The 15,343-nt window shown below is 29.1% G+C and carries 11 protein-coding genes, 1 tRNA gene and 1 riboswitch; of the genes, 8 read left to right on the forward strand and 4 right to left on the reverse strand.

Annotation, left to right across the window (positions count from 1 at the left end; all coding sequences use genetic code 11):
• Window positions 1-16 precede the first annotated feature (16 nt).
• Both DY168_RS04835 and DY168_RS04840 read left to right on the forward strand, forming a co-directional pair.
• Window positions 17-2,176, forward strand: a complete 2,160-nt coding sequence (locus tag DY168_RS04835; protein ID WP_115640731.1) for a Tex family protein — start codon at window positions 17-19, stop codon at window positions 2,174-2,176.
• 55 nt (window positions 2,177-2,231) lie between these two features.
• Window positions 2,232-2,347, forward strand: a riboswitch (FMN riboswitch).
• Window positions 2,348-2,460: 113 nt separating this feature from the next.
• Window positions 2,461-3,108, forward strand: a complete 648-nt coding sequence (locus tag DY168_RS04840) for an ECF transporter S component (protein WP_115640732.1) — start codon at window positions 2,461-2,463, stop codon at window positions 3,106-3,108.
• Between the two features lie 127 nt (window positions 3,109-3,235).
• Here the strand turns inward: DY168_RS04840 and rimI are convergent, their stop codons facing one another.
• Genes rimI through tsaE form a run of 3 tightly spaced genes read right to left on the reverse strand, consistent with a single transcriptional unit; the run spans window position 3,236 to window position 4,846 of the window.
• Window positions 3,236-3,682 (reverse strand): ribosomal protein S18-alanine N-acetyltransferase, encoded by a 447-nt coding sequence (gene rimI / locus DY168_RS04845; protein WP_115640733.1) that lies wholly within the window; start codon window positions 3,680-3,682, stop codon window positions 3,236-3,238.
• Entirely contained in the window at window positions 3,675-4,388 is a 714-nt protein-coding gene (tsaB, locus tag DY168_RS04850) for a tRNA (adenosine(37)-N6)-threonylcarbamoyltransferase complex dimerization subunit type 1 TsaB (RefSeq protein WP_115640734.1), read from the reverse strand. Before tsaB ends, rimI begins: the two co-directional genes overlap by 8 nt.
• Window positions 4,385-4,846, reverse strand: coding sequence for a tRNA (adenosine(37)-N6)-threonylcarbamoyltransferase complex ATPase subunit type 1 TsaE (tsaE, locus tag DY168_RS04855; protein ID WP_115640735.1), 462 nt, complete (start codon window positions 4,844-4,846; stop codon window positions 4,385-4,387). Before tsaE ends, tsaB begins: the two co-directional genes overlap by 4 nt.
• Window positions 4,847-5,167: 321 nt before the next feature.
• Between tsaE and DY168_RS04860 the strand changes: the two genes are divergently transcribed.
• From DY168_RS04860 to DY168_RS04870, 3 genes are all read left to right on the forward strand, one after another.
• Window positions 5,168-6,094 (forward strand): metal ABC transporter substrate-binding protein, encoded by a 927-nt coding sequence (locus tag DY168_RS04860; RefSeq protein ID WP_115640736.1) that lies wholly within the window; start codon window positions 5,168-5,170, stop codon window positions 6,092-6,094.
• 122 nt (window positions 6,095-6,216) lie between these two features.
• Window positions 6,217-6,837: a CBS domain-containing protein gene (locus DY168_RS04865; RefSeq protein ID WP_115640737.1), complete on the forward strand. Its 621-nt coding sequence runs from the start codon at window positions 6,217-6,219 to the stop codon at window positions 6,835-6,837.
• 208 nt (window positions 6,838-7,045) lie between these two features.
• Window positions 7,046-7,264, forward strand: a complete 219-nt coding sequence (locus tag DY168_RS04870) for a hypothetical protein (RefSeq protein ID WP_115640738.1) — start codon at window positions 7,046-7,048, stop codon at window positions 7,262-7,264.
• A 138-nt stretch (window positions 7,265-7,402) separates the two neighbouring features.
• Here DY168_RS04870 and DY168_RS04875 read toward each other — a convergent pair.
• Window positions 7,403-7,478: transfer RNA gene (locus DY168_RS04875), tRNA-Trp, on the reverse strand.
• Window positions 7,479-7,684: 206 nt separating this feature from the next.
• Between DY168_RS04875 and DY168_RS04880 the strand changes: the two genes are divergently transcribed.
• The 3 genes from DY168_RS04880 (at window position 7,685) to DY168_RS04890 (ending at window position 15,024) form a co-directional block, all read left to right on the forward strand.
• The gene (locus DY168_RS04880) at window positions 7,685-8,842 is read left to right on the forward strand and encodes a Y-family DNA polymerase (protein ID WP_115640739.1); all 1,158 of its coding nucleotides are present in this window, start codon (window positions 7,685-7,687) and stop codon (window positions 8,840-8,842) included.
• A 170-nt stretch (window positions 8,843-9,012) separates the two neighbouring features.
• Window positions 9,013-9,810 (forward strand): polysaccharide deacetylase family protein, encoded by a 798-nt coding sequence (locus DY168_RS04885; protein ID WP_115640740.1) that lies wholly within the window; start codon window positions 9,013-9,015, stop codon window positions 9,808-9,810.
• Window positions 9,811-9,954: 144 nt separating this feature from the next.
• Window positions 9,955-15,024, forward strand: a complete 5,070-nt coding sequence (locus DY168_RS04890) for a S8 family serine peptidase (protein ID WP_115640741.1) — start codon at window positions 9,955-9,957, stop codon at window positions 15,022-15,024.
• Window positions 15,025-15,343: the final 319 nt, after the last annotated feature.

The raw sequence follows: 15,343 nt of genomic DNA on the forward strand, positions 1-15,343 counted from the left end.
ATAATGAGGTGGAGTAATGACAGGTAATATTGAACAAAAACTTGCAAAAGAACTTTCTATAAATGAAAGCCAAGTAATTAGTGTTGTTGAAATGATGGATGAGGGGAATACAGTTCCCTTTATCGCAAGATATAGGAAAGAAAGAACTGGTGGATTAGATGACGAAGTACTTAGAAAACTATCAGAAAGACTGATTTATATAAAAGGATTAGAGGAAAAAAAACAAACTGTTATAAGACTTATAGGTGATCAAGAAAAACTTACTGAAGAAATAAAGTTTAGCATTTTAAAATCGGAAACATTAACAGAGGTAGAAGATATATATAGGCCTTTTAAAATGAAAAAAAGAACAAGAGCTACCATGGCAGAAGAAAAGGGATTAAAATCTTTAGCGCAATTGGTGTGGAGTGGAAACTTTAAAGGTGATTTTGAATCTGAGATGGAGAAGATGATTAATTTAGAAAAAGGAATAGATTCAAAGGAAACAGCTATTAAGGGTGCTATGGATATAATAAGTGAAATGATATCTGATACAGCAGAATTTAGAAAGTGGATAAGATCATATATACAAAGGGAGGCTGTAATAGTAACTAAAGGAAGCTCAGAGGAACCTACACCCTATGAGATGTACTATGATTATAAAGAACCAATAAGAAACATTCCTCCATATAGAATACTTGCAATAAATAGAGGGGAAAAAGAAAAGGTTCTAAGTGTTAAGCTTGATTACATGGTTGATATAGTTATACAGTATTTAGAAGTAAAGTGTGCTAAGGGAAATAATATTACAGATAAATATATAAAAGAAAGCGTAAAAGACTCTTATAAGAGGCTTATCTATCCATCTATTGAAAGAGAAATAAGAGCAGAGCTTACACAAATTGCTGAAGAGAGGGCTATAGAAATATTTAAGACTAACTTAAAATCTTTAATTATGCAGCCTCCTATAAAGGATAAAGTAGTTATGGGATTTGATCCAGGTTTTAGAACGGGGTGTAAGGTAGCAGTTTTAGATAAGACAGGAAAGTTTTTAGAAAAGGCTACAGTTTATCCTACAGCACCAAGGAAAGATATAAATGGAACCATAAGTAAGTTGAAGGAGCTTGTTCTAAAAGAAAATATTGATGTCATATCTTTAGGGAATGGAACAGCTAGTAGGGAGTCAGAAGAAGTTATATCTCTTTTGATTAAAGAATTAAAAGAGGAGAATGGTAGAGAACTTTATTATGTTATAGTTTCAGAAGCTGGAGCTTCCGTATACTCAGCATCAAAGCTTGCAGCGGATGAATATCCTAGTTTAGATGTGACTATAAGAGGTGCTATATCTATTGGAAGAAGACTTCAAGATCCATTATCTGAATTAGTTAAAATAGATCCGAAGTCTATAGGTGTAGGTCAATATCAACATGATGTAGCAGGTAAAAAATTAGATGAATCTCTTAAAGGTACAGTAGAGGATGTAGTGAATAAGGTAGGTGTAGACTTAAACATGGCAACACCTTCTCTTTTATCATATATTTCAGGAATTAATGATACCATAGCACAAAATATAGTTAGTTATAGAGATGAGAAGGGGAAGTTTACGAGTAGAAAAGAACTTCTTAAAGTAAAAAGGCTCGGTCAAAAAGCCTTCGAACAATGTGCAGGATTTTTAAGGGTTATGGAGAGTAAGGAACCACTAGATAATACTTCTGTACATCCCGAATCTTATGCATCTGCAAAAAAACTTGTAGATATGTTGGGATATAATAAGGATGATTTTAAAAGTGGAAGCTTAAAAGATATAGAAGAAAAGGCTGGGGAATTTTCGCTAGAAGAATTAGCAGATAACTTAGGTATAGGTAAATTAACTTTAGTTGATATAATAAAAGAACTTAAAAAGCCAGGAAGGGACCCTAGAGAAGAACTTCCAAAACCTATGTTAAAAACAGGGGTTTTGGACATAACTCAGTTAAAGATAGGAATGTTATTAATAGGCACAGTTAGAAATGTATCTGATTTTGGTGCATTTGTTGATATTGGAGTCCATCAAGATGGTTTAGTTCATAAAAGTCAAATGGCAGATACCTTCGTAAAACATCCCTTAGATATTGTAAAAGTTGGAGATATAATAAATGTTAAAGTAATTGAAGTTGATGAAAAAAGAGGCAGAATATCTTTGACTATGAAAATGTAAATAGGACTTGTTATTTAAATAACAGTGTTATATAATAAGATTATAAAATAAAATATATTATCTTCAGGGCGGGGCGAAGTTCCCCACCGGCGGTAAAGCCCGCAAGCCTACATGGCATGATTCGGTTAGATTCCGAAGCCGACAGTATAGTCTGGATGGAAGAAGGTAAGCTATCTAAATAGGATAAATGCTTTGCCCTGGCTTTGTGTCAGGGTTTTTTTGCATTTAATCAAATAAAGTTAGCGAGGACCCCTTGAGGATACCTAATTTAAGGAGGTATTATCATGAATAAAAAGTTCAATCTAAACAAACAAATTAAAATCACATTACTTGCAGCTATGGCGTTTATACTAATGTATTTTGATTTTCCATTACCATTGTTTCCAGGGTTTTTAAAGATAGATCTAAGTGATCTACCAGCTTTAATAGGAGCCTTTGCTTTAGGACCTGTAGAAGGGATTGCAATAGAACTTTTAAAAAATATACTTCATGTGTTATTTAAGGGGACTCAGACAGCTTTAGTAGGGGAGATGGCAAACTTTATAGTAGGCTCAGTGCTAGTATTTATTTCAGGATATATGTATAAAAGAAATAAAAATAAAAGTGGTGCTATTATAGGGTTAGTATCTGGAGTTTTAGTGATGACTGCAGTAGCAGCTTTAATAAACTATTTTATACTAATACCAACCTATGCAAAGGTATTTAAATTACCTTTAGAGGCTATTATAGCCATGGGAACAAAACTTAACGGAAATATAGTAGATTTAAGATCTCTTATAATTTGGTCCATAGTACCATTTAATTTATTAAAAGGTATATTGGTATCATTAGTTACTCTTGGAGTATACAAGAATGTATCTTTACTCATTCATAAAGAAGAGGTAATTGTAAAGGATGTAAGGAAAAAGAAATATTCAAAAGAAAATGTTTAATGAATATCATATAAAATAAATTTAAATTAATATTAAAAGGCTAGCGATATGCTAACCTTTTAATATTATAATTCAGTAAATTACTAATCATATAAGAAGTTTGTAAGTTTAAAATAGATATAATAATTTAAAAGTTTCTTTTCCATAATATAAGAGCATCTTCGCCATTATCCTCATAGTACCTTTTTCGTCTTCCTTCTTCTTTGAAATCAAACTTATTATATAATGATATAGCTACAACATTTGAAGCGCGTACCTCTAAAGTCATAGAAGATATAAAGTGAGATTTACATACATCTATTAGAGCTTTTAATATTAATTCTCCAATTCCAAAACCTCTAAAGCTTGGGTGGACTGCAATATTAGTTATATGAGATTCATCAATAATTATCCAAGTACCCCCAAAGCCAATAACAATGTCATTAGATTTTGCTACAACATAATAAGAAAGGTTGTTTTCAAGCTCGGTTAAAAAGGACTCCCTACTCCATGAGATAGGAAAACTTAAAAAGCTAATAGCTAAGACGTCGTCTATATCTTCATAGGTCATAGGGGAAATGTTTATATTATTCATGATTTAAAAGCAACTGTTTTTCATCATATTCTCTTTCAGCTTGAGATTTTCTAAGATAAACAGGAGCAGAATTATTTATATCATCATTTTCACCATTGCGTAATTTATTAATACCTATAATACCTAATGAAGCTGCTCTTATATAACTTAGATCAGAAGGTGAAAATTTAACTTTAGGTAGTTGTGATATTAATTTATCTTTGTGTAAACTTATAGCATCTCCAACAAAACAAACTTCTTTACTGTAAGTTTTTAAGTTAATTATTAATTCATCTATAGATAAACAAGTATAGTCCATGATTTGAATAAGGCTACCATTTTCATAGGTATAAAGGCTAGTATAAACATTATCTCTAAGGGCATCCATAATTGGACATATAATACCAGGAAATCCATATATGTTACGAGCTAATGCATCTAGTGAAGATACTGAAATAAAAGGTTTGTTTGATGAAAAACTTAAACCTTTTATAGTTGCCATTCCAATTCTAAGACCTGTAAAAGAACCGGGCCCCTTTGATATAACAAATCCATCTATTTCAGATATATCTAAAGAAATACTGTTTAATAAAGTATCTATCATGGTTAGTAGTAACACTGAATGCTGTTTTTTATAATTGAAATTTATTTCTCCAAGTAATCTATTATCCTCTAAAATTGCAACACTTGCTGTTGAGCTAGATGAATCTACGCTAAGTACCTTCATATTTTAATCTCCTTTATATAATCATATCTGTATCCATTAGATATAATTTCAATATTTCTTACGTTTTCATCTAAATTATTAAGTTTAGATAATACTATTCTCAAATGTTCCTTTGGAATAAGACTTTCTATATAATCAGCCCACTCGATAATGCTTACTGCATTATCAAAGATGTACTCATCAAAGCCTAGCTCATAAATTTCATCAGGATCATTGACCCTATATACATCAAAATGATATAGCTTTAATCTTCCACTATCATACTCATTTACAATGGTAAAGGTAGGACTAGTAATGTGCTCATTAACTCCTAATCCCTTAGCTATACCCTTAGAAATGTGGGTTTTTCCAACGCCTAAATCACCTATTACACATATAATGTCGCCAGAACTACAAAGTTTACCAATTTGCTCTCCTATATTTAAAGTTTCCTCTACATTATTTACAATAAAATTCATAAAAATGGTGATATAATCACCGTCACCTCCTAAAAGCAAAATTAAACATATATGAATATTTTATATCAAAAGGCATGAAAAAGAAAGAGGTGTAATATCTATAGGATATATTATATAAATAGTAGGAAAATTTAATATCTATATATATAGTGTACATTACTACATTATATAAAGAGATAAAATGATTTTGTATCTTTATACAATAAGTTAACGTATAATTAGTATGTATAAAAAATTATATAAATTATAACATTAATAAAAGAAATATATAAGTTTGTTTATATATTTTTAAAAAACTACATATTCTGAGGTGAAAGATTGATGAAAAAGTTCATATATGGAATAATTACTATTAATGTAATAGTAATAGTAATCTTTGCTGCTACTTATAGATTTGGAATAGTTAAAAGTTCAGCAATTGTTAGAGAAAAAGAAAGTAGCGAAAAGTATTTAAATATTGTTGTTACAAGCAAACCCCTTTATTATGTTGTAAAAGATATAGCAGGGGATAAACATAATGTTGAATACATGTTTAAAACTGAAAAAGACATATGGGAATATAAGTATACAGAAGACTCAATAAATAATATAGAGAAAAAAGATTTGTTTTTTTATAATGGAGCTAATTTAGAGCCTTGGATTGATTCATTCACAGCTAAATTGAAAAAAGATAAATTATCAACAATAAATGTTTCAAGAGGGGTAAAACTAAATTTACTTGATAATCCTAGAAAATATGGTGATAAAGAAATAAAAGAAAATCCTTATTATTTGTTAGGTATAGAAGAATATAAAATAGCATTATCTAATATAAAAAATTCAATAGAAGAAAAGGATCCTGTTAATAGACAATTTTATGAAAAGAATTATGAAAAGAAATTAAAAGAAATTTATATAGCGGAAGAAGAAATGAAAGTGTCAATTAGTAAATTGAATCATTATTCACTAATTTTGAGCAAGGATGAATTTGATTATGGTTTAAATTCCTTTAATTTAACTAATATTAGATTAAAAGAATTTGATAAAGATATTTCAAATAAGATACTAAAGAATCAAAAAGCTATAATTATTTTAGAAAAAGATGAATCGTTAAATGAAGATATTCAATATACAATGAAAGATAATAATTCTCAAGTAATTTATCTGGAAAAATATAATGGAGACAAAGATTATATAAATATAATAAAAGATAATATGGAAATCATTAAAGAAATTAAAGAAATTAAAGAAATTAAAGAAATTAAGTAATATATTTCAGATATAAATGATTTGAAGAAATAGTTTGAATTTACAGAATGTTTTAATGTATAATAACTATATATTACTAATTCTTAGATTTTATGATAATTCACTTAAAAGGAGATGGGAAAATGTTAGTAAAAAATATAATGTTAGCTAAAGAAAAGCTTATTACAGTGAGTCCAAAAATTACAATTGGCCAGGCTCTCGAAATTATGAGTGAAAATAAATTTTTATCTTTACCAGTAGTAGAAGGGGATAAGTTCTATGGGGCAATATCAAAGGATAGAATTTATGAATTTTATTATGAAAAATGCGAAGATAAACAATGCTTTTTGTCTGATTTTAATGTAGAAGTGGTTATGAGAAAAGATATACCAACAATATCACCTGTTGAGGAGATGGAAAAAGCAGTATACTTTTTAGAAATAATGAACATATCCTTTGTTGCTGTTATAAATGATAAAGGATACTTTGAGGGTATATTAACTCATCATGCAGTATTTGAGCAGTTTACATTACTGTTTGGGTTAAATAAGGGACAAAGATTAGCTGTTATGGCTTATGATGTTCCAGGACAAATTTCAAAACTTTCAAATGTACTTTCAGAGAATAATGCAGATATAATAAGCTTTGTAGTTGTAGATCCAAAAAGCGTTATAGATGTTATGGAAATCGTTGTAAGAATGAGAACAGACAATTTTGAGCTTATAGAAGAAAAAGTGAAAGACTTAGGCTTCAAAATAATATAACTATAAATTAAAAAGCCATCAGTAAATTCTGATGGCTTTTTAATTGTATATAAAACAATTATTTTGTCAACAAATGAAACCTTCATTCATAATATATAATATGAAACATTAATTGTACTTAAGGAGTAATAATAATTATAAATAAGTGCATTTATTTGATTCGTAATTATTATATATTCCTTGAAATATATAAAGGGAGAATATATGTATGAAGAATGAAGAGATAATAAGGCAGCTTTGTAATGATCCTGAAGGAATACGTTATATAGAAAACTTGATAATAAATCAGAATATATCAATAAGAAGCAATGGATGTAACAATGGATGTCACAAATGTAATTGTCAAAATAATTGTAATGATGATTTTGATATTTGGATTATATTGCTACTACTATTTTGTGGGTGTGGGTGTGGATTCTTCTTATAGTTGCCTTAGAATAAAGTAACTATAAGATATTTAGAGCTACAGATTAATATTAATAAGCAGTGTAAAATGCAGAATTAATATGAATATAAATAATAATAAAAAAGCTTATGAACATAAATGTTCATAAGCTTTTTGTTATGGCAGGGGTAGTAGGGCTCGAACCTACGACCAACGGTTTTGGAGACCGCTACTCTACCAATTGAGCTATACCCCTAAGCGACAATTAGAATTATACCGCATATTAAGAGATAATGCAATAGCTTTTTAATAAAAGATACGAATTATTTTTATTAAGTCTTAACTTATTATATTAAGTCTTAATTTATTATATGTGGTTACAAAACTAAACAGTATTAAATATCAAAATCTTTAATGATATAATTATAATAAAAAACATAATATAGATATAGGAGTTGTGATATGGAAAAGATAATATTTCACATAGATGTTAATTCAGCTTATTTATCTTGGAGTGCAGCAGATAAACTTAAAAATGGGGAAAAGTTAGATATAAGGCTTGTACCCTCTGTAATAGGAGGAGATGAAAACAGTAGAAGAGGAGTTGTTTTAGCTAAGTCTGATAAAGCAAAACATTTTGGGATAATTACAGGTGAAAGTTTATATTCAGCTAGAAAAAAGTGCAATAATTTAATTGTAATTCCTCCTAATTTTAAAATTTATGAAGAATCCAGTAAGAATATGTTTGAATTCTTGCAAAATTATACTCCTTATATACAAAAGTATTCTATAGATGAATGTTTTTTAGATATGGGAATTAATAAAAGACAAGATGCTTTAAAATTAGCTGAAATGATAAGAAAGGAAATAAAAGAAAAATTTAATTTTACAGTAAGTATTGGTGTAGCTACAAATAAGTTATTAGCAAAGATGGCATCTGAATTAAAAAAGCCTGATAAGGTTAATACAATATTTAAAGAAGAAATAGAAATGAAGTTATGGCACCTTCCTGTAGAAGAATTATTTATGGTGGGTAAAAGTGCAAAAAGAATCTTGAATTTAATGTACATATATACTATAGGTGAGCTTGCCAATAGTGATAAAGATTTAATTAAAGATAGATTAAAAGGTATGGGAGAACTTATATGGAACTATGCAAATGGAATAGATTTTAGCAAAGTAGAATATGATAAAGAAGATATTAAAAATATTAGTAATGAGATTACATTATCTACGGATTTATTGCGTAGAGAAAAAGCTCATAATGTAATTTTAGAATTAGCAGACAAGGTATCCTATAGATTAAGAAAAAATAAAAAATACTGTTATTCCATAAGCGTAAATATAAAAACAAATGAATTTAAAAGCTATTCTCACCAAAGGAAGATGTTAAATTCAACTAATTCAACAAAAGTAATATGTAAGGTAGCAATAGAACTATTTAATAGGTGTTGGAAGGGAGAACCAATTAGACTTTTGGGTATAAGTTTAAGTAATTTGACAGATACTTATACAGAACAACTTAGTTTGATTTCATTAAAAGATGGTAACGAAAAAGGTTCTAAAAGCAATGTTGATTCAATTTTAGATCATATGAGAGAAAAATATGGTAAAATATAGGATCGTCAATCTGGATTTATAAAAAATATGCAGGAATATGTCAAACGAAATATATTCAAACATATTGATTATAGTGATATAATTTAAAGAAATATCGAAAATTCAGAATTGGGTGTGAATATAACCATATGTATATAAGTTTATAGATATAATTATTAAGAGGTAATGATATGAAGCATAATTTAAGATATGTTATATTTTTAATTTCGATATATATAATAAGTACTATATTAGGTATCTACTTGTTTTCTTATAAATCAAACAAAGTAGAGCAAACAGATAGTGTAGTAGAAAATAATGAGGTTAGATCTAAAGAGGCTAAAGTTATAGATGAATCATATGAAAAAGAAAAATTAAATAGTGAAAAAGATACAATTTCAGATCATCATAAAATTGCATATTTAACTTTTGATGATGGTCCAAGTAGCAATATAACACCTAAGATTTTAGATATATTAGAAGAAAATCATATTAATGCTACATTTTTCATAACAGGAGAAAGAGCAAAAAACAATAAAGACATAATTAAAGATATAAGATTAAAAAAACATTCAATAGGCAATCATTCGTATACTCATGATTTTAATATAGTTTATTCATCAAAAGAAAACTTTAAAAGTGAAGTGGAAAGTACAGAGAGAGTTTTAAAAGGTATTTTGGGTGAGGATTATAAAAGTGACCTTTTTAGATTTCCAGGAGGGTCCTTTGAAAGTTATAAAGATGAGTATAAAGATATATTAAAAGATATGAATATGAAATATATAGATTGGAATGCTCTAAATGGTGATTCTGAATATAAAAATGTACCAGTCGAAGCGCAGCTCCAAAAAATTAAGGAGACTGTTTTAAATAAAGATAGGGTAATAATACTTTTACATGACTCATCATCTAAAGATACTACTGTAGATGCACTACCAGATATTATTAAATACTTAAAGGAACAAGATTTCAAATTTATGATTCTTTAGGGTTTAACTCGGATCAATATCATCTTTAATAAATGTGGTATTGATTTAATTATAACTTGAAGGTTAGTGTATGCATACTAATGATAAAAACTATATTTATTTATAGTTATTATAAAATCTATTTTATAAGAGGGGGACGATTTAGTGAAAAAAGAGTTTAGAAAGAGCATGTCGAAATTTTTAACCATTGCATTTTCATTATCATTAGTTTTTAGTAGTTCCAGTAAAGTAGGGGCACAGACTCAAGAAAATATGGCTTTGAGTAGGGAAAAGATAGCAAGTATGCAAAGCCAACTAAGAGAACTTGAAGCTGAGGATAAAAGGAAGATAGAATTACATGAAGAAGACCCCGAGGAAGTTATAAGAATTATAGTAGAACTAGATGAAAAGCCTGCAGCTGAGAGAATGCCACAAGGTATTGCTGCATCAAGCGAGGTTATTAATGAAGTAAAAGAGTCTCAAAAAGAAACTAAAGATGAAGCAGAAAAGCTTGAGGGGGCAGAACTAAGACATAGTTATGGAAATCTTGTTAATGGATTTAGTATGGATGTTAAACGTAAAGAAGTAGAAGAATTAAAAGAATTAGATGGTGTAAAGAGTGTAAAAGAAGCAAATCGTTATGAACCACAAATAAATTATGCTAAGGGGTTAACACAGGCTTTTGATGCATGGACAAAATATAACATAAAAGGGCAAGGCATGTTGGTGTCGATAATTGATACAGGAATTGATAATACTCATAAAGATTTAAAGAATCCAAAAGATAGTTCTAAATTAAAATTAAACAAAAAAAAGGCAGAAGAAATAAAAAATAATAATATATTAAAGGCTGAAAAAGGTACTGAGACGTATTTCAGTGAAAAGATACCTTTTGGATATAATTACGCAGATAAAGACAGTAATATAATAGATGAAAGATCCGATGGGGGCCATGGTATGCATGTGGCTGGAATTGTAGGTGCAGATGGTAACGAAGCAGAGATAAAACTTGGACAAGCAGTTCAAGGAGTTGCACCTGAGACACAATTACTTGCCATGAAAGCTTTCTCTAATGGACCTGGAGGTAAATATGCATTTAGTGATGATATAGTTGCGGCCATAGAAGATTCAGCTACATTGGGAGCTGATGTAATTAACATGAGTTTAGGGTCTGTATCAGGGTTCCAAGATGATGATGATGCAGAGCAAAGGGCTATAAAAAATGCTACAGAAAAAGGGGTAATGGTAGTCGTTTCAGCTGGTAACTCTAGTTACTCTACAGCACCACATAGAGATAAAAATATGAAAGATATATCTACAGTTGGTGCACCAGCTTTAGCAAAAGATGCATTAATGGTTGCAAACTTTCAAAATCAAAATCTTACATCTTATGCTACATCATTTTTAGATTCAAATGGAAAAGAATTTTCAAAAACAGCTTATAGTGAGCATACTTTTAAATTTGAAAGTAATAAGGAGTTAAGTCTTGTAAGTTGTGGAGTTGGAAAACCAGAAGATTTTCTAGGAAAAGAATTAAAAGATAAAGTTGCACTGATAGAAAGAGGAGGTTTAGACTTTACAAAAAAGATAATTAATGCTCAAAAGGCAGGAGCATGTGGAGTAGTAATGTTTAATACTAGTGCGGGTGGAGAGGCTTTAATTAATATGGCTACTGAAGGAAGTATAACTATACCTGCCATATTTGTTGGGAATAAAGCAGGAGCAGAAGCAACTAAAAGATTGAATAATAAAGAAGATGTTAAATTTAAATTCACAGGAGATACAATAAGTGGAGAAAATCCTAATACAGGAGACTACGATGATAGTACATCTTGGGGTACAGCTCCAAACTTAGATTTTAAACCTCAAATCGCTGGACCAGGAGGAAATATATTTTCCACAGTTAATAACAATAGATATGAAACCATGAGTGGTACATCAATGTCAGCACCACATGTATCAGGAGGTATGGCATTAATATTAGAAGCTATAAAAGAATATAATAAAGAACTTAAAGGAAGAGAATTGGTAGATTATTCAAAGAATGTTGCTATGAACACATCAGTAGTTAAAAATGATAAGAGTGGAGTTCCTTTTTCACCAAGAAGACAAGGATCAGGATTAATTCAAATATCAGATGCTATAAAAAATAAAGTTACTGCTACCTATAATGGAGTTGGGTCAGTAGCATTAAAAGAGATACAAGGCAAAAGTGTTAGTTTTAATATTGATTTAAATAATCATGGTGATAAGGATGTTACTTATTCTTTAGATAAGATAGGTGGAGTGTTATCTCAAGAAGATAAGGATACTAATGGAGAAATGGCTAGAGATATAATACTTTCAAAAGATGATGCAGATATAACCTTTGATAAAAAAGAGGTTACAGTTAAAGCAAATGGTACTGAAAAGGTTAATGTAACTATAAGTATAGGTGATAATCTAAGTACAGAAAGATTTTTGGAAGGGTATTTACAATTAAAACCAAGTGATGTAGAACAATCTTCATTAGTTGTACCTTACATGGGATACTATGGAGATTGGGCTAAAGAGAGAATCATAAATTACGGAGACTGGGAAGAATCAGACAGTTTAATGTCAAAAATAGATAAGTCGGCTCTAAAAGGTCTTATGGCTACCTATAAAGGTGGTAAGGTGAATATATTAGGTGAGGATCCAGAGGACTTCGCAATATCCCCTAATGGTGATAATTACTGTGAAGAAGTTATACCATATTTATATTTCCTTAGAAATGCAAAGAAAGTTGTAAGTGAAATAGAAGATGAAAAGGGAAATGTAGTAGTTAAAGCAGGGGAGATGGATCACGTAAGGAAACAAGTTTATAATGCTCCTAATAACTCAGGTAAATCACCGTCACTTAGAAATGATTTATCTTGGAATGGAATGGTCTATAACAAATCTAAAGGTGAGAATGAGGTTGCTAAAGAGGGTATATATAAATTATCAATAAAGTCCTATGTAGATTTAGATAATAAAGAACCACAAAAGTTTGAAGTGCCAATTAAAGTTGATATAACAGCACCGGAAATTAAAGTTATATCATATGAAATAGAGGGAGAAGACTTAGTGATTAAATGGAATGCAAAAGATAACTTAGCAGGTATTTTAAATAGCGCTATATTTATAGGTGATGATATTAAAAAAGATTCTAAGATAATTGATGAAGGTAAAGACTTGTATTCTGTAAAACTTAATGCTAAGGAAGTTAAAGATAAACAAGTATCTATAGTAGTTATGGATAAAGCTTATAATCTAGCAGCTGTTGATGCAGTTGTAGAGAAAATAGAAGAATCTATAATAGAATTTAATGATAAGGACTTTACAGGTGGCAGTATGGATGCATCAGAAAAGTCATTGAATAAAGAAGGTATGTTAGAAATAAGTGGTAAAGTATCATATCCAGTTAAATCCTTTAAAATTGACGATAAAGATGTAGAGGTAAATAAAGACTTAACATTTAACTTCTTAATGGATAGTAAGGAGCTTAAACAAGGAATAAATTATATACACGTTTATGCAAAAGGGATGGATGGAAACTTAGCTAAAGTTAAACAATCAGATGGATCAGCAACACCTGCAAGTAATTATGCAGTGAAAATATACTTTGATTCAGAGGCCCCAATAGTTAATTTAACATCACCTTTTAGTGATGGAAAAGGAAACATTTTCATTAACTCAGAAGAACTTACATTAAAAGGAATTGTTTCTGATAGTGGAATGGGTTATAAGTTTTATATTAATGAAGAAATTCAAAAACAAGTACAAGCTGAAGTAAACTATGGTTATGAATATACAGCTTACGAGTTTAATAAGAAGGTTCAAGTAGAAAATGGCGATATAATGACATTAAAGGCCGTGGATTTATCTGGACATACTACTATTGTTAAATATAAAGTTAATATAGACAAAGAAAAGCCTGTAATAACTATAGATGGAGTAGAAAATGGAAGAGCATATAATGAAAATATTAAAGCAGAAATAAAAATGAATAAAGAAGGAACTATAAAATCAACACTGAATGGAAAAGAATATAATAACGAAGAAATATCACAAGAAGGAAACTATGAATTAATAGTTACAGCTACTGATAATTCTGGGAATGAAGTTGAATCTATAATTAAGTTCTCCATAGATAAAACAGCACCAGTTATAGAGGTTAAAGGTGTTGAGGATGGTAAGACTTACAATATGTCTGTTATGCCTAAGATAACATCAGATGATAAAGATGCAACAATTAAATATGTCTTAGATGGTAAGGAATATGATGGAATAGAACCAATACACAGTAATGGTGAGCATAAGTTAGAAATAGAAGTAAAAGATTTAGCAGGAAATATATCTAAGAGTAGCGTGAAATTTGAAATAGGTACTATTATTAATAAAGGTGATGATCAAGTTTTAGTTATTCAAGATAGATTACAGTATTCAGATGGAAATGTAGTCGAATTTATACTAAAGGATACAAGTACAATATCAAAAGAAGTCTTTGAAGCTGTAAAGGGTGGAGACAAGGTAATGGTATTTAAATTGGACGCTAAAGATGCTAAAATTAAATGGCAATTTGATACAAAGGATATTGCATCTATAGACAAAGATTTAGATATAAGTTTAAATGAAATTAGCCCTAATAAAGATTCTATATTTGCACTAGATGAAAAAGCTCAAATTATATCATTTAAGCACAATGGAAAGTTACCTTGCTTAACAAAGGTGACAATGATTATAGATAAAGAAAAAGTAGATTTAACAAAAGATGTGTATGCTTATTATTTCAATGAAACTACAAATAAAGCAGAACTACATGCGGAAGATTTAAAAGCATTTAACAAAGATAATGAAGGTTATCTAGAATTAAACTTAGAACATTGTAGCGACTACTTCTTATCAAATTTAGATTCAAAAACTATTATTAAGACAGAAGTAGAAAAAGACAAAGACAATGATAAGGACAAAGATAAAGACAAAGACAAAGACAAAGATATAGATATAGATAAAGACAAAGATATAGATAAAGACAAAGATAAGGATATAGGAGGTACCAACAATAATAATACGCCTAAAGAAAATAAAGGTGATTCTAAAGAAAATAAAAATTCAAAATCTAAACTTGTAAAAACAGGTTCAATGGTTAATACAAGTTCAATGATGTCTTTTGGAACTTTATTATGTGGACTTGGATATGTTATGAGTAAAAAAGGAAAAAAGAATAAATAAGAATAGTACATTATTTTCATTGATGTAACATTCTTGAATTGGTTTTTTAGAATTTAAGTATCTTTAAAATTAAATATTACAATAAAAAAAGAAGCTATGCATACTTGTAGCTTCTTTTTTTATTAGTTTTAACACTGTTACATAGTAATATTCACCATGTATTTTAATATATTAATGTACTATAAAATATAGAAAATATATGGATTGAAATGGTTAATTGTGAGCCTTAGAGAAAAACATAGAAGAATTTGTCGTGTGAAATATTTGGAAAGTTGATGATTAAAATGATATGATGTAAATAGAGATGGAACATTCCGAA

Source organism: Clostridium putrefaciens, assembly GCF_900461105.1.
Classification (GTDB): domain Bacteria; phylum Bacillota; class Clostridia; order Clostridiales; family Clostridiaceae; genus Clostridium_L; species Clostridium_L putrefaciens.